Source organism: Exiguobacterium sibiricum 7-3 (assembly GCF_000620865.1).
Classification (GTDB): Bacteria; Bacillota; Bacilli; order Exiguobacteriales; family Exiguobacteriaceae; genus Exiguobacterium_A; species Exiguobacterium_A sibiricum_A.
The window spans coordinates 1-16,231 of record NZ_JHZS01000006.1 but is presented as its reverse complement, the minus strand read 5'-3'; the positions used below and the strand labels follow the sequence as shown (position 1 = coordinate 16,231).

At 47.8% G+C, this 16,231-nt stretch carries 17 protein-coding genes and 2 tRNA genes; all 19 read left to right on the top strand.

What is annotated here, in order from left to right; all coding sequences use genetic code 11:
* Positions 1-17: 17 nt before the first annotated feature.
* On the top strand, positions 18-398 hold the full coding sequence (locus P402_RS0100760) for an FtsB family cell division protein (protein ID WP_012368961.1): 381 nt from the start codon (positions 18-20) through the stop codon (positions 396-398).
* 82 nt (positions 399-480) lie between these two features.
* Positions 481-1,011, top strand: coding sequence for a S1 domain-containing RNA-binding protein (locus P402_RS0100755; RefSeq protein WP_012368962.1), 531 nt, complete (start codon positions 481-483; stop codon positions 1,009-1,011).
* Between the two features lie 153 nt (positions 1,012-1,164).
* Positions 1,165-1,241 (top strand) — tRNA-Met (locus tag P402_RS0100750).
* An 8-nt stretch (positions 1,242-1,249) separates the two neighbouring features.
* Positions 1,250-1,321, top strand: a tRNA-Glu gene (locus tag P402_RS0100745).
* Positions 1,322-1,400: 79 nt separating this feature from the next.
* On the top strand, positions 1,401-2,645 hold the full coding sequence (tilS, locus tag P402_RS0100740; protein WP_026826990.1) for a tRNA lysidine(34) synthetase TilS: 1,245 nt from the start codon (positions 1,401-1,403) through the stop codon (positions 2,643-2,645).
* A gap of 33 nt (positions 2,646-2,678) precedes the next feature.
* Positions 2,679-3,224 carry a hypoxanthine phosphoribosyltransferase gene (hpt, locus tag P402_RS0100735; RefSeq protein ID WP_012368964.1) on the top strand — a complete coding sequence of 182 codons (546 nt, stop codon included), beginning with the start codon at positions 2,679-2,681 and terminating at the stop codon, positions 3,222-3,224.
* A gap of 120 nt (positions 3,225-3,344) precedes the next feature.
* On the top strand, positions 3,345-5,351 hold the full coding sequence (gene ftsH / locus P402_RS0100730) for an ATP-dependent zinc metalloprotease FtsH (protein ID WP_026826989.1): 2,007 nt from the start codon (positions 3,345-3,347) through the stop codon (positions 5,349-5,351).
* Positions 5,352-5,566: 215 nt separating this feature from the next.
* The gene (locus P402_RS0100725) at positions 5,567-6,328 is read left to right on the top strand and encodes a type III pantothenate kinase (RefSeq protein ID WP_026826988.1); all 762 of its coding nucleotides are present in this window, start codon (positions 5,567-5,569) and stop codon (positions 6,326-6,328) included.
* Between the two features lie 10 nt (positions 6,329-6,338).
* Positions 6,339-7,265, top strand: a complete 927-nt coding sequence (gene hslO / locus P402_RS0100720; RefSeq protein WP_026826987.1) for an Hsp33 family molecular chaperone HslO — start codon at positions 6,339-6,341, stop codon at positions 7,263-7,265.
* Positions 7,266-7,307: 42 nt separating this feature from the next.
* Positions 7,308-7,589 (top strand): hypothetical protein, encoded by a 282-nt coding sequence (locus P402_RS0100715; RefSeq protein ID WP_026826986.1) that lies wholly within the window; start codon positions 7,308-7,310, stop codon positions 7,587-7,589.
* A gap of 79 nt (positions 7,590-7,668) precedes the next feature.
* Positions 7,669-8,616: a cysteine synthase A gene (cysK, locus tag P402_RS0100710; RefSeq protein ID WP_026826985.1), complete on the top strand. Its 948-nt coding sequence runs from the start codon at positions 7,669-7,671 to the stop codon at positions 8,614-8,616.
* A 148-nt stretch (positions 8,617-8,764) separates the two neighbouring features.
* The gene (locus P402_RS0100705; RefSeq protein ID WP_026826984.1) at positions 8,765-10,153 is read left to right on the top strand and encodes an anthranilate synthase component I family protein; all 1,389 of its coding nucleotides are present in this window, start codon (positions 8,765-8,767) and stop codon (positions 10,151-10,153) included.
* The gene (locus tag P402_RS0100700) at positions 10,150-10,731 is read left to right on the top strand and encodes an anthranilate synthase component II (protein WP_026826983.1); all 582 of its coding nucleotides are present in this window, start codon (positions 10,150-10,152) and stop codon (positions 10,729-10,731) included. Before P402_RS0100705 ends, P402_RS0100700 begins: the two co-directional genes overlap by 4 nt.
* Positions 10,715-11,554 carry an aminotransferase class IV gene (locus P402_RS0100695; RefSeq protein WP_026826982.1) on the top strand — a complete coding sequence of 280 codons (840 nt, stop codon included), beginning with the start codon at positions 10,715-10,717 and terminating at the stop codon, positions 11,552-11,554. The genes P402_RS0100700 and P402_RS0100695 overlap by 17 nt, the downstream gene beginning before the upstream one ends.
* Entirely contained in the window at positions 11,551-12,342 is a 792-nt protein-coding gene (gene folP, locus P402_RS0100690; protein WP_026826981.1) for a dihydropteroate synthase, read from the top strand. Before P402_RS0100695 ends, folP begins: the two co-directional genes overlap by 4 nt.
* Positions 12,343-12,344: 2 nt before the next feature.
* Positions 12,345-12,716, top strand: a complete 372-nt coding sequence (gene folB, locus P402_RS0100685; protein WP_026826980.1) for a dihydroneopterin aldolase — start codon at positions 12,345-12,347, stop codon at positions 12,714-12,716.
* Positions 12,713-13,249, top strand: coding sequence for a 2-amino-4-hydroxy-6-hydroxymethyldihydropteridine diphosphokinase (gene folK / locus P402_RS0100680; RefSeq protein WP_026826979.1), 537 nt, complete (start codon positions 12,713-12,715; stop codon positions 13,247-13,249). The genes folB and folK overlap by 4 nt, the downstream gene beginning before the upstream one ends.
* Positions 13,236-14,231, top strand: coding sequence for a tRNA dihydrouridine synthase DusB (gene dusB / locus P402_RS0100675; protein ID WP_026826978.1), 996 nt, complete (start codon positions 13,236-13,238; stop codon positions 14,229-14,231). The genes folK and dusB overlap by 14 nt, the downstream gene beginning before the upstream one ends.
* Positions 14,232-14,397: 166 nt before the next feature.
* On the top strand, positions 14,398-15,879 hold the full coding sequence (gene lysS / locus P402_RS0100670) for a lysine--tRNA ligase (RefSeq protein WP_147269823.1): 1,482 nt from the start codon (positions 14,398-14,400) through the stop codon (positions 15,877-15,879).
* Positions 15,880-16,231 lie beyond the last annotated feature (352 nt).

Here is a 16,231-nt window from a genome sequence, read left to right as displayed (position 1 = left end):
GGATAAGGAGGGATGATATGCCAGCACCGTTGGAATCAGGGCGTGATACACCGCCCAAGATCAAACCGCTTAATGACCGGAAAAAACAGTTGAGTCAAAATGCAATCGAAAACCGTTTACGTCTGAAGAGGCGCTTCTTAGTCTGTATGTCGATCTTTCTTATTGTCCTGTCCCTGATGGGGTGGTCATATATCGAAAAAAAACAACTGATCGCTGAACAGAAGCAGTCGTTTCAGGTTGCGAACCAAGAACAGGCGAAAGCAGAGAAAGAAACTGTTCGTCTGAAAGAAGAGATTGAACGATTGAATGATAAGAAGTATGTTGCGAACTTAGCGAGAAGTGAACTGTTATACTCGAAAAAAGGCGAAACGATTTTCTATTTTTCACCGGAAGATTAAACGAAGGTTCTCGATTGATTGAAAAAATGTAGAATCACTCGTATAATAAGAAAGAATCAACTAAAAAGGAGCAATACAATTTATGTCGATTGAAGTAGGCAGCAAAGTACAAGGGAAAGTTACAGGCATCACCAATTTCGGCGCGTTCGTAGAATTACCGACGGGTAAGACAGGTCTTGTTCACATCAGTGAAGTAGCCGATTCTTACGTCAAAGATATCAATGATGTCTTGACAGTCGGACAAGAAATCACGGTTAAAGTGCTGAGTGTAGAGAACGACGGTAAGATTGGTCTTTCGATTAAGAAAGCGGTCGATCGTCCAGAAGGCGAACGTCCTCGTCCTCCAGCTCGTCAATTTGATCGCGGACCACGTCCAGCAGGTCAAGACCGTGGACCACGTTCGTTCGATAACAAAGGACCACGTGGCGGAAGCGGCGGCGGTGGAAACCGCGGTGGCTTTAACAAAGGTGGCCGTGGTGCACCAGCTCCACGTAAAGAGCAAACGTTCGATACGTTGATGACTAGTTTCCTCAAAGATAGTGAAGATCGTCTTGCGACATTGAAACGACAAACCGATTCAAAACGTGGCGGACGCGGTGCTAAACGTCAATAACTTGCTGACCTGTTCTTTATAAGAATAGAGATGGAATGACGCTGTTCATTCCATCTTTTATTTTTTTGAAATTATTTTTATAAAAAGCGTTGACAATTATTTGACTCCACCGTATTATAGAAAATGTGCTTAAGACGCACGCATTCAAAATATGGCGGTGTAGCTCAGCTGGCTAGAGCGTACGGTTCATACCCGTGAGGTCGTGGGTTCGACTCCCTCCGCCGCTACCATATTTTTTGGCCCGTTGGTCAAGCGGTTAAGACACCGCCCTTTCACGGCGGTATCACGGGTTCGATTCCCGTACGGGTCATTCTGTAAAAAAGCTATCTCTATTTATATAGAGGTAGCTTTTTTCGTTTAATTCATTTATGGATCAAGGGGGACCAGGCATGGGATTCGAGATTAATCTTCCGAAAGAACAGTTATTGGTTGCTGTTTCCGGCGGCTGTGATTCAATGGTACTGGCACATCTTTTGTATGAAGCGAATCATGATCTAATGATTGTTCATGTTCATCATGGTTTGCGCAAAGAATCGGATAAAGAAGCAGAAGCAGTCCGGGCTTGGGCGAATGCCAGACAAGTGGCGATTCGGATGATACGCCTCGAGTGGGATAATCAAACACCGAGCCAGGCGGCTTGCCGGACGAGACGCTATGCCTTTTTTCAAGAGGTCATGGCTGAGACCGGACGGCGGCATCTTGTACTCGCACACCACCGGGACGATCAATTGGAGACGCTGTTGATTCAATTGATCCGAGGGGAGGCAGGTGTCGACGGCATTCCCCGAATCCGTTCCTTTGCGACGGGACAGATTTATCGTCCGTTATTGACGTACTCGAAACAACAACTGTATGACTATGCAAGAGCCCATCATGTGACATGGTATGAGGATGAGACGAATGCCGGCACAAAATATCTACGGAATCAGATGCGGCACCGGATCCTGCCGTTGCTTGCGGAACTTCGTCCGGGTTATGAAGAAGCAACGGTTCAGGCGGCGATGTCCCGTCATGAACAAAAACAGGAACATTTCACGTACGTCATGTCCTTTGTTAAAAAACAGATGACGGACCGCGGGCTTCCTCTTGAAGCGATTCAAACACTACCGTCAGACTTCAAGCGGCTTGTCCTGCGTTCCTTATTGCCGGAACGCGACTTTACTTCCGAGGAATACAATCAATTTTTGACATTGTTACGAGTAGATATGCCGTCCAGTGAAGTGTATTATGGAAACTGGAGGATACAGCGTACATATGGCTATGTGACATGTGTCCGTTGTCCGGAAAAGAACCTGCTCCCGGAAGCATTGGAGGTGGGAATGGATTTGGGCACTTATCATTATGGTGAACAAACGATTACGTTCTCACGCTCGACGACCGGTATTCCACTTTCGGCCATTCGTTTTCCACTAACGATTCGACGACCTTTACCAGGTGATCGGATTCGGTTAGCGGTCGGTACGAAAAAAGTGAGTCGGATTCTTGTGGATGCTAAGGTTCCACGGGTGTTACGGACGGAAATTCCGGTTGTCGTGGATGCGGCAGGACAAGTTCTGGCGGTCATCGGACATCGAATTGCAATATTCGGGTCATTTGAACTCCTCGCAGAATCGTGTTTAATGATAGAATGGTAATGTAGTGTTTAAAATGGAGGAGGAATACCTAGCATGACCTTAATGAATGATATGGAAAAAGTACTGATTTCAGAAGAAGAGATCCAACATAAAGTCGGTGAACTAGCGGGTGAACTGACAGCGGATTACGGAGATCGTTTCCCGCTCCTCGTTTGTGTCCTGAAAGGCGCAATGCCGTTCATGTCAGATCTCGTCAAAAAGATGGACATGCATCTTGAAATGGACTTCATGGATGTATCGACGTATCACGGCGGTACAACATCGACGGGTGAAGTGAAGATTGAGAAGGATTTAAACACATCCGTAGAAGGACGTGACATCCTGATTGTCGAAGATATCATCGACAGCGGATTAACGTTAGGCTACCTCGTGGACCTCTTTAAATACCGGAAAGCGAAGTCGGTAAAAATCGTAACATTGCTTGATAAGCCAAGTGGTCGTAAAAACGATTTACATGCGGATTACAGCGGTTTTGTTATTCCACATGAGTTCGTTGTTGGTTATGGTCTTGACTATGAAGAAAAATATCGTAACCTTCCTTATGTTGGTGTCTTGAAACCAGCAGTCTACGGCGGCTAATTATTTTTAATCTTGACTGTCACATGATAAGATGAAACCAATTACAAAGCGCGCTTTGCCGCGTTAGGATTCGTATCGATTGAAGAAAACCAATCAGTTGATGCGGAGAGGAGGCCTACGATGAACCGAGCAGTGAAGAATACCCTTGTGTTTGGGGTCATTTTTCTAGCTTTGATCTTGTTTCTGCAATACTTGCAGAGTCCAGTGAACAAAAGCAAAGAAATCAATTACACACAGTTTGTCGAGTCTGTTGAAAAAGGTGATGTGAAGACGGCGACGTTCCAGTATGAGGGACAGACGTACAATGTCACAGGTGAATTACGTGAAAAAGATACGACATATGAAACGGTCGTACCAGCTGTTGATACAGAACTGACGGATTTGTATACGCAATTGCGTAGTCAAAACGTCAAGATGGACTTCAAAGCAGCAGAAACAAACGGTGGTTGGATTGCACTGTTGACGACAATCGTGCCATTCATCATCATTTTCATCCTGTTCTTCTTCTTGATTAATCAAGCACAAGGTGGCGGCGGCGGCGGCCGTGTCATGAACTTCGGTAAATCGAAGGCGCGCCTGTATGATACAGAAAAGAAAAAGATTACGTTTGACGACGTTGCAGGAGCAGATGAGGAGAAACAAGAACTCGTCGAAGTCGTTGAATTCTTGAAAGATCCACGTAAGTTTGCACGTCTCGGCGCCCGTATTCCAAAAGGTGTCCTCCTTGTAGGTCCTCCAGGTACAGGTAAAACGTTGTTAGCACGTGCGGCAGCTGGCGAAGCCGGCGTCCCGTTCTTCTCGATTTCAGGTTCTGACTTCGTTGAGATGTTTGTTGGGGTCGGGGCATCCCGTGTCCGTGACTTATTTGAAAACGCGAAGAAAAACGCACCATGTATCATCTTTATCGATGAAATCGATGCCGTCGGTCGCCAACGTGGCGCCGGTCTCGGTGGTGGACATGATGAGCGCGAACAAACATTGAATCAACTTCTTGTTGAGATGGATGGATTCAGTGAAAATGAAGGAATCATCATGATCGCAGCAACTAACCGTGCGGACATCCTGGACCCAGCTTTACTCCGTCCGGGTCGTTTTGACCGTCAAATCACGGTTGAGCGTCCAGATGTCGTTGGACGTGAAGCGGTTCTTAAAGTACACGCACGCAACAAGCCACTCGATACAACAGTTGATTTGAAAGCCATCGCGCAACGTACACCAGGTTTCTCTGGTGCAGATCTTGAAAATCTGTTGAACGAAGCGGCACTTATCGCAGCTCGTACAGACCGTGATAAGATTTCAATCGTTGATTTGGAAGAAGCGATCGACCGCGTCATCGCAGGTCCTGCGAAGAAGAGTCGGATCATTTCACCGAAAGAGAAAAAAATCGTGGCATGGCACGAAGCAGGTCATACCATCATCGGTGTCACACTCGATGACGCGGATGAAGTGCATAAGGTAACGATCGTTCCTCGTGGTAATGCAGGCGGTTACGTCATCATGCTTCCAAAAGAAGATCGTTACTTCATGACAAAACCTGAACTTGAAGACAAAATCACCGGATTACTTGGTGGTCGTGTTGCGGAAGATGTCGTCTTTGGTGAAGCTTCCACTGGCGCAAGCAATGACTTCCAACGTGCGACAGGACTTGCCCGTAAGATGGTCATGGAGTTCGGGATGAGTGAAAAACTCGGACCGCTTCAGTTTGGTTCCGGTCAAGGTGGAAATGTCTTCTTAGGACGTGACTTCCAAAACGAACAGAACTATTCAGATGCGATTGCCCATGAAATCGATATGGAAATTCAAGCGATCATCAACCGTTGTTACCAAAAGGCGAAGACGATCTTGACGGAGAAACGCGATCAGCTTGATTTGATTGCGACGACGTTACTTGAAGTCGAAACACTGGATCAAAAACAAATTCACCATCTCTTAGAGACAGGCGAATATAAAAAACATGAGCCTGCGGCTATTACAGAACCAAAAGCAGACGAGAAAACGCCGGAATCGACGACACCTGTCATCGATCAACCAACAGAATCTCCGACGCAACGCGGCTCTGTCATCGACGAAGGACAAAATGTCGATACTGAAAAACCAGATCAACCACGTCGGGATGATCAAATCTGATTTTCTATCTTCCCGGTCTAATCGACCGGGGTGACGATAGGAATAAGACGGATGATTCGTTCGAGCAAGAGGTCAGCATTCCCAACCGGGGTGCTGACCTCTTTTTTTGGTGGAGGCGCCAATCCGCAGCACGCACTTCGATAGGTGATGCCTAAACTGCATGGTATAATCACAACGTATATATCAGTTATCGTCAGAGAAAAGTGGGGAATCAGATGATTTTAGTAATCGATGTAGGAAATACGAATATCGTACTTGGGGTATATGATGAACAAACACTTGTTCAACATTGGCGGATTGCGACGGACCGTACCCGGACAACCGATGAATATGGGATGTTGGTAAAAGCCCTGTTTCGTGATGCAGAGTTAAACGTGGAAGACATTGAGGGAATCGTGTTATCATCTGTCGTACCCCCTGTCGTGTTTCCGCTCGAAAACATGTGCGTCCGTTATTTCAACCGGCGCCCATTCGTAATCGGACCCGGAATCAAGACAGGACTTGACCTGAAAGTCGACAATCCAAGAGAAGTTGGAGCCGACCGGATCGTCAATGCCGTCGCAGCGACGGTCAAATATGATGGTCCTTTGATCATCGTTGATTTTGGAACGGCAACGACCTATTGTTATATCGACGCACAAAAACGCTACTACGGTGGAATCATTTCACCGGGTGTCATGGTGTCGACAGAAGCACTTTATAATAAGGCGGCTAAATTACCGCGGATTGAAATTGCCAAACCGCAATCAACGATTGGCCGCAATACGGTACATGCGATGCAGTCCGGAACATACTTCGGCTACGTCGCGCAAGTCGATGGACTCGTCCATCGGATGAAAGAAGAAATGGGAGAGGCAACTGTCATCGCGACAGGTGGACTCGCCCGACTAATCAGTGAGGAATCTGCAACGATTAAAATCGTCGATCCATTTTTGACGCTTGACGGGTTGCGGATTATCTACGAACGAAATAAGTGAGGGAAAAATAATGAAACGTGAAGAATTATTGGCACAATTAAAAGAGGATTATTTGGTAAGAGCATTAGGGTTCAACGGGGAAGTCCGTGCCTTTGCGATCCGTTCAACCAAAACGGTATACGAAGCACAACTCCGTCATCAGACGACACCTGTCGTTACGGCAGCACTCGGCCGGACATTGACGATCGGCGCCATGATGGGAACGATGCAAAAAGGTGACACCCGCGTCACATTAAAAGTCGAAGGTGATGGTCCAATCGGAAAAATCATCGTCGATGCCGATGCAAAAGGACAAGTCCGGGGATATGTCAGCCACCCGCGTGTCGAGATGGATACGTACGTTAACAGTGACGGTTTGACGAAATTAAAAGTCGGCGATGCTGTTGGTCGCGGAAACATTTCCGTCATCAAAGATTTAGGTCTCCGTGATTTCGTCGGTGGCCAGTCTCCGATTCAGACAGGTGAAATCAGTGAAGACTTTACGTATTACTTCGCTGTGTCTGAACAAAGTCCGTCTGTCGTTGGAGCGGGTGTCCTCGTCTATCCAGAAGATGAGTCAGTCATCGCAGCGGGCGGCCTGATCGTTCAATTGATGCCAGGTGCATCGGAAGAGACGATTGCGGCGCTGGAACAACGGGTCGCGGCGTTGAAACCAATCTCGATTCTAGTCGGTGAAGAAAAAACACCGGAAGAGATGCTCAGTCTGGTTCTCGGTGAATCATTCGAAGTGCTCGATACGATTCCGGTTGCTTTCAACTGTACGTGCGAGCGTGAAAAACTAGCCACAGCAATCGTCGCACTGGGACCTGATGAGATCCAGGCGATGATTGACGAAGATGGCGGCGCGGAAGCTGTCTGTCACTTCTGTTCGGAACATTACCAATACGATGTGGAAGAATTACAATCACTTCGCGAAAAATCACTCGAAAGAGCATAAGAGGGTCTGAAAATGGGAACTGTAAACTCTAAGTACTTGTGGATGTTGATTTTCATTTTGTTACTGACGAACTTTTTGACAGGGGCTTACGCGTTCATGGGTGAATTGCCGAAAGTCGATTCACCGAAAATTGTCCAAGACAGCATTGGCGGACCACTCGAAGAAGTCGTCGCCAAAGTCGGAGACGAGGAAATCACACGGGCTGATGTCTATCAGGTCATGAAAAAAGATCATGAACGGGAGACGATTGACCGTTTGATTGCGGAAGCAGTTGAAAAACAGTCGAAAAATGGATCGAAGCCGACCGTGGAGCGCTTTGATTGACAATTTCCATCCAGTCCATGGATAATTGATCTATCGGATTACTTGGAATTAAAGCTTTTCATTATGAGGAGGAATGGTCATGCGCATTGCGAATTCAGTATTAGATTTAGTCGGCCGCACGCCGATCGTTAAATTAAATCATTTAACAGGACCGGAAGATGCGGACGTGTACTTGAAATTGGAATATATGAATCCGGGGTCAAGCGTCAAAGACCGAATCGCCTTAGCGATGATCGAATCAGCAGAGTCAGCGGGTCACTTAAAAGCAGGCGATACTATCATTGAACCAACAAGTGGCAACACAGGAATTGGATTAGCGATGGTCGCTGCTGCCAAAGGATACCGTTCGATTCTCGTCATGCCGGAAACGATGAGCATGGAACGCCGAACTCTTCTTCGTGCGTACGGTGCGGAGTTGATTTTAACACCCGGTCCAGAAGGAATGAAGGGTGCGATTGCTCGAGCAACGGCAGAGGCAGAAGAACACGGCTATTTCATGCCGCAACAGTTCAACAATGAATCGAACCCTGTTGTTCATGAAAAGACGACCGGACCGGAAATCGTCGAAGCGTTCGAAGGATTGACGCTCGATGCCTTCATCGCTGGAATCGGAACAGGCGGTACGATTACAGGAGCCGGGAAAGTTTTACGCGAGGCATTCCCGGGCATCGAAATCATTGCTGTTGAACCGACGGATTCTCCTGTTCTTTCAGGCGGAAAACCGGGACCTCATAAATTGCAGGGAATCGGAGCCGGATTTGTTCCGTCGATTCTTGATACGCAGATTTATGACAGTGTCGAGCAGGTGACGACGGAAGAAGCGTTTGATCATGCCCGTCGTGCAGCGAAGTCGAACGGGGTACTTGGCGGAATTTCTTCCGGTGCTGCGATTGCGGCTGCCTTGAAAACAGCGAAGCGTCTAGGCAAAGGAAAAACGGTTCTCGCGATCATCCCGTCGAACGGAGAACGTTACCTCAGCACGCCACTGTATCAAGTGGAAGAAGAGGCGGACAGTTCAAAACTATAATCTTAACAGACTCAGAGGTCCATTCCGGTTGTTCGGAATGGACCTCTTTTTCCTCGTCGGAAAGAATAGGACTTGCGTTTGAGTCGTCCGTCTGACTGATTTTTTGCGTATAATGAAAACAGAATAGCTCGGAAGTGGAGGAACAAGCGTGCGACAGACAGTATACGAAGCATTTACATGGACGAAGGAACAATTTTATAACCGGTACGTCGAATTGACGGCAAACCAGACCGGACACGTCTGGCTTGAAAGCGGACGAATCGGAGCTTATACGATGGCGGGGATCCAACCGGTGGGACACATTCGGACAAAAAATGGTCTCACGACGGTAACGGTGTCCGGGGAACGAACAGAGACGACAGATGCTCCATTTACGATCTTGGAGGACATCCGTTCACGTTACGCTTCGGCTCGACCGACGGGAATGCCACCGTTTTTTGGAGGACTGGCGGGATACGTCAGTTATGATGCTGTCCGTTATTTAGAACGCCTGCCGCATCAGGCGGCGGACGACCTGGAGACGGCTGATCTTTCCCTCTATTGGTATGATGAGGTGGCCGTCTTTGATCATGAGAAAAGTCAATTATTTGTTGCCGTCACCCGTGAGACAGAAGCGGAAGCCCGTCTGGCATTAGTCGAAGAAGTCGCCTCGTGGCGGCAAATGAGTCCGGCACCAGTCTTTCAGGTTCCAGACGTCAAGCGGCCTCAGCGGGACCGTTCCTTTAAACGGCATGATTTCATCCACGCCGCCGATCGGATCAAACGGTATATCGAGGCGGGCGATGTCTTTCAAGTGAATCTCGCTGTCCGCCAGCAAGAGCCGCTCCAGACGACACCAGCGCACATTTATGACGTCTTGCGAACTGTCAACCCGTCTCCCTACATGGGCTATTTTGCAGATCAGGAACTGGTTCTCGTGTCGGCGTCACCTGAGTTGCTCGTCGAAAAAATCGATTCATCCCTCGCGACCCGTCCGATTGCAGGAACCCGTCCGCGCGGCAAAGATGAGGAAGAGGATTTCGCTTTAGCGAAAACGTTGCTCGATAACGAAAAAGAACGGGCGGAACACGTGATGCTCGTCGATCTTGAACGAAATGATTTAGGACGGGTCAGCCGCTACGGTTCGGTTCATGTCGATGAGTTGATGGTGATTGAGAAATATTCACACGTTCAGCATATCGTCTCGAACGTCCGGGGTGAGATTGCGGAAGGGGAGACCGGAAGCAGTGTCCTTGCCGCCATGTTCCCGGGAGGCACGATTACCGGCGCACCTAAAATCCGGACGATGGAAATCATCGAAGAGCTTGAACCGGTCCGTCGGGGAATTTATACCGGCTCACTCGGTTTTATCAGCTGGGCGGATGATGCGATTTTTAATATCTTGATTCGGACGCTTGTCGCAAAAGACGGGATGGCGTATATTCAGGCGGGAGCCGGAATCGTGACAGATTCCGATTCGGAAAGCGAATATGAAGAATCACTCAGTAAGGCGAAGGCGCTTTGGGTCGCCAAAGAATTAGCGGAGGGAACGACATGATTGTACTGATCGATAATTATGATTCATTTACGTATAACTTAGTACAGTACTTTGGAGAGCTTGGACAAGAGGTAAGTGTTTTCCGAAACGATGCGATTACGATTGAGGAAATTGAAGAACTCGCTCCGGATCATTTGGTTATTTCCCCAGGACCATGCACTCCGAACGAAGCCGGAATCAGTTTAGAAGCCATCCGCTACTTTGCCGGTCGTCTGCCGATCCTCGGTGTCTGCCTTGGGCATCAGGCAATCGGTCAAGTGTTTGGTGGAAAGGTGGTCCGGGCAAAGACATTGATGCACGGGAAAGTGTCTTTGCTTACCCATGACGGTTCCGGTATGTTTGCCGGAATTGAACAGGAGACACCGGTGACGCGCTATCATTCGCTTGTCGTCGAACGGGAAAGTTTCCCGGACGCCTTGACGATGACGGCAGAAGTAGACGGGGAAATCATGGCCCTTCGTCATAAGGAGTTGCCGATCGTCGGCGTCCAGTTCCATCCGGAAGCGATTTTGACACGTGACGGGAAACAGATGTTAAAAAACTTTTTGGAGTTGACACACTATGTATCTTTGGCATGATGGACAGATAAAACAAGAAGAAGACGTACGCATCTCGCCGCTCGATCATGGATATCTATACGGGATGGGGGTCTTCGAGACATTCCGGACGTATGCGGGACATCCGTTTCTCTTTGATGATCACATCGAGCGTCTGCAGATGAGTTGCGCGGCAATCGGTATCAAATTACCTTACGTACGTGATGACTTATTGGCGGCTGTTGAAGCGTTGTGTCGTATGAATGGAACGGGAGATCTGTACTTTCGCTTAAACGTCTCTGCCGGAGCACGTGAAATCGGTCTTTCGATTGAACCGTATGAGCAGCCGACCGTTCTGTTGTATGCGAAATCGATCGGTTCCAGACAGATGGCGGAACGGGCGCTTGAAACCGTTCGTTTGCCCCGGAGTACACCGGAAACAAGTTATCGGTTGAAATCACATCACTATATGAACAATTTGGTCGCCAAACGTCAGTTGTTTAATCAAGAGGCAGAAGGTCTCTTTTTGACAAAAGACGGTTTCATCTGTGAAGGCATCACGTCCAATATCTTTTGGCGTTACGGAGAAAGATGGTATACGCCACCACTTGAGACAGGTGCCCTCAATGGTATCACCCGTCAATTCCTGATGGAAGAGTTGCCTGTCGAGGAACGACTGGCGTTGTTGCCGCAATTGACGGAAGCGGATGAAATCCTTTATACGAACTCGGTTCAAGAAGCGGTCGCGGTCTCTTCCTTGGATGGTCGAACATTCCCGGGTCTCGAAGGACACGGATATCAAGCAGTCCGGAGATTGTTTGATGATGCCGTCCAGTCGAAGTGGTCAAGGAGGGAAAAAGGATGACGAAAATCATGGGGATTCTCAACGTGACACCGGATTCCTTTTCTGATGGTGGAAACTATGTGGATATCGAACAAGCAGTCCGGCATGCGAAACAACTCGTCGCGGATGGAGCGGACGCGATTGATGTCGGCGGTGAATCGACTAGACCGGGCGCTTCATTTGTCTCGGCTGAAGACGAAATCGACCGTGTTGTCCCGGTCATTCGGCGCTTGAAACGTGAACTGGATATATTGGTGTCGATTGATACGTATAAACCGGAAGTCGCCGAAGCCGCTGTTCGTGCCGGGGCAGATATCATCAACGACGTCTGGGGATCGAAATGGGGGGATGGATCGATGGTCGAGGTGGCAGCCCGGCATGACGTCCCGATCATTTTAATGCACAACCGCTCAGAACCTCATGGACTAGATATGCTGGCTGAAGTACGGGCCGATTTGGAAGATTCGATTCGATTGGCGAAACAAGCCGGAGTGTCAGAAAACCACATCTGGTTGGATCCCGGGATCGGCTTCATGAAGACGCATCAAGAAAACCTATTTTTAATGCGTCATCTGTCGATTACGACGGACTTTGGTTATCCGGTCCTGCTTGGGACATCCCGGAAGTCAATGATTGGTCTGACGCTTGGCTTGCCAGCGGATCAGCGTGTCGAAGGGACGATTGCGACAGTCTGCTACGGTATTCAACAAGGGTGTGAATGGATGCGGGTGCATGATGTGCAGGCAGTTAAACGGGCAGCCGTCATGATGGATACGATGTTGGCTGCGGAATTACCGGGAGGAGAATGAAAATGGATCGGATACAGGTGACCGGTATGCGTTTTTACGGATACCATGGTGTGTTTGCAGAAGAAACGAAGTTGGGTCAACGCTTTAACGTTGATCTGACGATTGGTCTTGATTTATCGAGTGCCGGTAAGACGGATGATTTACGCGAAAGTGTCAATTATGCGGAGTTGTACGAAGTCACGAAGCAGGTCGTTGAGGGGAAGCCGTTGCAACTCGTCGAAGCGCTCGCAGACCGGATTGCAGAGCAGGTGCTGTTACTCGATTCCCGAATTCTTGAGACGACGATCAAGGTCATTAAACCGGATCCGCCGATTGCGGGACATTATGAACATGTTGCCGTTGAAATCCACCGGAAGCGGGGCGATTATGCATGAATCGTGCCTACGTCGCACTGGGATCGAATATCGGTGATAAAGCGGGACATTTGGCAGCTGCGATTGACGCTCTGCGTCATCTTCCGACGACACAGGCAATCCGTCCTTCATCCGTTTATGAGACGGCTCCTGTCGGCTATACTGATCAAGATCTGTTTTATAATATGGTGATTGAACTGGAGACAGATTTACCGGCGGAACAACTGTTGGACGTTCTCCAACAGATTGAACAGCAGGAAGGAAGAAAACGTCTGTTTAAAAATGGGCCGCGGACACTAGATCTCGATATCCTTTTATATAACAGTGAGATGATTCATATGGATGGACTGACAGTACCGCATCCACGTATGCAGGATCGGGCATTCGTATTGGCTCCGCTTGACGAACTCGTATCCTCTTATATTGTTCCCGGTTTAAATCGGACGGTTGCTGAACTCTATCAGGATTTACCGGAAACAGAACGAACAGATGTCAGACGGATTGAGTCGGGATCGATTGAAGGAAGAAGGGAAAAAAAGAATGACAGGATTTAAAATTGGAGAAGTCGAATTGAATAACCGTGTCATTTTAGCACCGATGGCGGGTGTCTGTAATCCTGCGTTTCGTTTGATCGCAAAAGAATTCGGGGCAGGTCTAGTTTGTGCAGAAATGGTCAGTGATAAAGGAATTCTTTATGAAAATGAACGAACGATGCAGATGTTATATGTGGATGATCGGGAAAAGCCGCTCAGTTTGCAGATTTACGGAGGATCGAAGGAAACGTTAGTCAAAGCGGCTCAATATGTCGATGCCAATACAAATGCGGACATCATTGATATCAATATGGGATGTCCTGTACCAAAAGTGACGAAGTGTGACGCTGGTGCCAAATGGTTGCTTGATCCGGATAAAGTCTACGAGATGGTTCATGCCGTATCGCAAGCGGTTGATAAACCTGTCACGGTCAAGATGCGGACGGGATGGGACAGCCATCATATTTATTGTGTCGACAACGTCCGGGCTGCGGAAGCCGGAGGAGCGAAAGCTGTCGCCATCCATGGTCGGACCCGTTCGCAGAAGTATGAAGGTGTCGCGGATTGGAAGATCATCGGTGAAGCGAAACGGGCCGTTAATATCCCAATCATCGGAAATGGTGATGTTCAAACCCCGCAAGATGCGAAACGGATGATTGACGAAATCGGGGTGGACGGTGTCATGATCGGGCGGGCGGCGCTTGGCAATCCGTGGATGTTGTATCAGACGATTCAATATCTGGAGTCGGGCACATTGTCGACCGAGCCGACGCCACGCGAGAAAATTGATATTTGTCTGCTGCATGCCGAACGTCTTGTCGCACTTAAAGGAGAGGCACTTGCGGTGCGGGAAATGAGAACCCATGTCGCGTGGTACTTAAAAGGATTAAGTGGGAACGGGCATGTTCGAAAAGCATTATTTGATACGGATACTCATGTCGGACTGCAAAAGTTGTTGCATGAGTATGTCGAAACATTGGAAATGAATGCAGTACATGTGTGACAGGTAAAGTATAGTCGGGATTACCCGTTTTATGGTACGCTAATGCCATTGAAGATGAGCGAATCGGTTTTGCTAAGAGCTGTCGGTCATACCGGCAGCTTTTTCATCGAAGAAGTAAAAACCGTCGTGAACCATTATAAAAGGAGTGAAGACAGTGAGTCAGGACATGGAAATGAACGATCAAATGCAGGTGCGCCTCGGTAAGATGAACGCAATGCGTGAACAAGGACTCGATCCGTTCGGTGCCCGTTTCGAACGCACGACAGATACGACGAGTATTCGTGCCGCTTACGGCGAACATGAAAAAGAAGAATTGGCAGAACTGAAGCCGGACGTCTCGATCGCGGGTCGCGTTATGACGACACGCCGTAAAGGGAAAGTCGGTTTTACAAACGTACAAGACGTGAATGGCCAAATTCAATTGTATGTACGTAAGGACGATGTTGGCGAAGAAGCGTATGAAATCTACAAAACGTGTGACTTAGGTGACATCGTTGGAATCAGCGGTTACGTGTTCAAAACGAATGTCGGTGAACTATCTGTTCACGTCACATCGTTTACGTTACTGACAAAAGCATTACGTCCGCTTCCGGATAAATATCACGGACTCAAAGACGTCGAACAACGGTACCGTCAGCGTTACCTCGATTTGATTACGAATACGGAATCGCGTGAGACATTCATCGCACGCAGTAAAGTCATTCGTGGGATTCGTCAGTATCTCGACAGCCTCGGATACTTGGAAGTCGAAACACCAATGTTGCATACGATTGCAGGTGGTGCATCAGCCCGTCCGTTCATTACGCATCACAATGCGCTTGATATGACACTATACATGCGGATTGCAATTGAGTTGCATCTTAAGCGTTTGATTGTCGGCGGACTCGAAAAAGTCTACGAAATCGGTCGCGTCTTCCGGAATGAAGGAATCTCGACACGCCATAACCCTGAATTTACGATGATTGAACTATATGAAGCTTACGCGGATTACAACGATATCATGAATCTGACGGAAAACTTGATTGCCCACGTCGCACAAGAAGTACTTGGTACAACACAAGTGACCTACGGTGAAGATGTAATCGACTTGTCTGTCGGTTGGAAACGTGCGCACATGGCGGATCTTGTCAAAGAAGCAACAGGTGTTGATTTCTTTGAAGAGATTTCGAAAGAGCGTGCACATGAACTGGCGCATGAACACGGTGTCGAAGTCCAAGCGCATATGACGACAGGTCATATCCTCAATGAATTCTTCGAACAGAAAATTGAAGAGTCATTGGTTCAGCCGACATTCGTCTATGGCCATCCGGTTGAAATTTCACCGCTCGCGAAGAAAAATCCGGAAGATCCTCGTTTTACGGATCGATTCGAATTGTTCATCGTTCGTCGGGAACACGCCAATGCCTTTACGGAATTGAATGATCCAATCGATCAACGTGAACGTTTTGAAGCACAGCTTGTTGAAAAAGAAGCCGGGAACGATGAAGCGCATGAAATGGATAATGACTTCATCGAAGCCCTTGAATACGGTATGCCACCAACAGGAGGACTCGGTATCGGGATTGATCGCCTTGTCATGTTATTGACAAATGCGCCTTCAATTCGTGATGTCTTGCTCTTCCCGACAATGCGTCATCAACAAAACTAATGAACGTTGGACTCTCCGCTTCTTTATAGAAGGAAGTGGAGAGTTTTCTTCTTTATTAACAAGGAATGTTTTGAGAGGGAAGTGAGATTATTCTTAGTTAGAAACGGGAACAATAAATTTTTAAATGTTTTTCTAATAAAACACTTGTACAAATAAAAACTCCATGGTATATTACTTCTTGTGCCGCAAATGGTTGTGACACACCGAAAAAAATATCAAAAAAAGTTATTGACAATCGTGTTGGTGACTTGGTAAGATATTAAAGTCGCTGAAAACGACACGACGAACTTTGAAAACTGAACGATGAGGCAAAAAACGTATCTTCGGATACAAACAATGAATGAAGCGCAAG

Excerpts from the sequence above, each read along its gene's own strand:
- P402_RS0100755 (WP_012368962.1), top strand. The coding sequence starts at position 481 with ATGTCGATTGAAGTAGGCAGCAAAGTACAAGGGAAAGTTACAGGCATC.
- cysK (WP_026826985.1), top strand. The coding sequence starts at position 7,669 with ATGCGCATTGCGAATTCAGTATTAGATTTAGTCGGCCGCACGCCGATC.
- ftsH (WP_026826989.1), top strand. The coding sequence starts at position 3,345 with ATGAACCGAGCAGTGAAGAATACCCTTGTGTTTGGGGTCATTTTTCTA.
- P402_RS0100725 (WP_026826988.1), top strand. The coding sequence starts at position 5,567 with ATGATTTTAGTAATCGATGTAGGAAATACGAATATCGTACTTGGGGTA.
- folP (WP_026826981.1), top strand. The coding sequence starts at position 11,551 with ATGACGAAAATCATGGGGATTCTCAACGTGACACCGGATTCCTTTTCT.
- P402_RS0100760 (WP_012368961.1), top strand. The coding sequence starts at position 18 with ATGCCAGCACCGTTGGAATCAGGGCGTGATACACCGCCCAAGATCAAA.
- P402_RS0100715 (WP_026826986.1), top strand. The coding sequence starts at position 7,308 with ATGTTGATTTTCATTTTGTTACTGACGAACTTTTTGACAGGGGCTTAC.
- dusB (WP_026826978.1), top strand. The coding sequence starts at position 13,236 with ATGACAGGATTTAAAATTGGAGAAGTCGAATTGAATAACCGTGTCATT.
- P402_RS0100700 (WP_026826983.1), top strand. The coding sequence starts at position 10,150 with ATGATTGTACTGATCGATAATTATGATTCATTTACGTATAACTTAGTA.
- folB (WP_026826980.1), top strand. The coding sequence starts at position 12,345 with ATGGATCGGATACAGGTGACCGGTATGCGTTTTTACGGATACCATGGT.
- P402_RS0100695 (WP_026826982.1), top strand. The coding sequence starts at position 10,715 with ATGTATCTTTGGCATGATGGACAGATAAAACAAGAAGAAGACGTACGC.
- lysS (WP_147269823.1), top strand. The coding sequence starts at position 14,398 with ATGGAAATGAACGATCAAATGCAGGTGCGCCTCGGTAAGATGAACGCA.
- hslO (WP_026826987.1), top strand. The coding sequence starts at position 6,339 with ATGAAACGTGAAGAATTATTGGCACAATTAAAAGAGGATTATTTGGTA.
- hpt (WP_012368964.1), top strand. The coding sequence starts at position 2,679 with ATGACCTTAATGAATGATATGGAAAAAGTACTGATTTCAGAAGAAGAG.
- folK (WP_026826979.1), top strand. The coding sequence starts at position 12,713 with ATGAATCGTGCCTACGTCGCACTGGGATCGAATATCGGTGATAAAGCG.
- tilS (WP_026826990.1), top strand. The coding sequence starts at position 1,401 with ATGGGATTCGAGATTAATCTTCCGAAAGAACAGTTATTGGTTGCTGTT.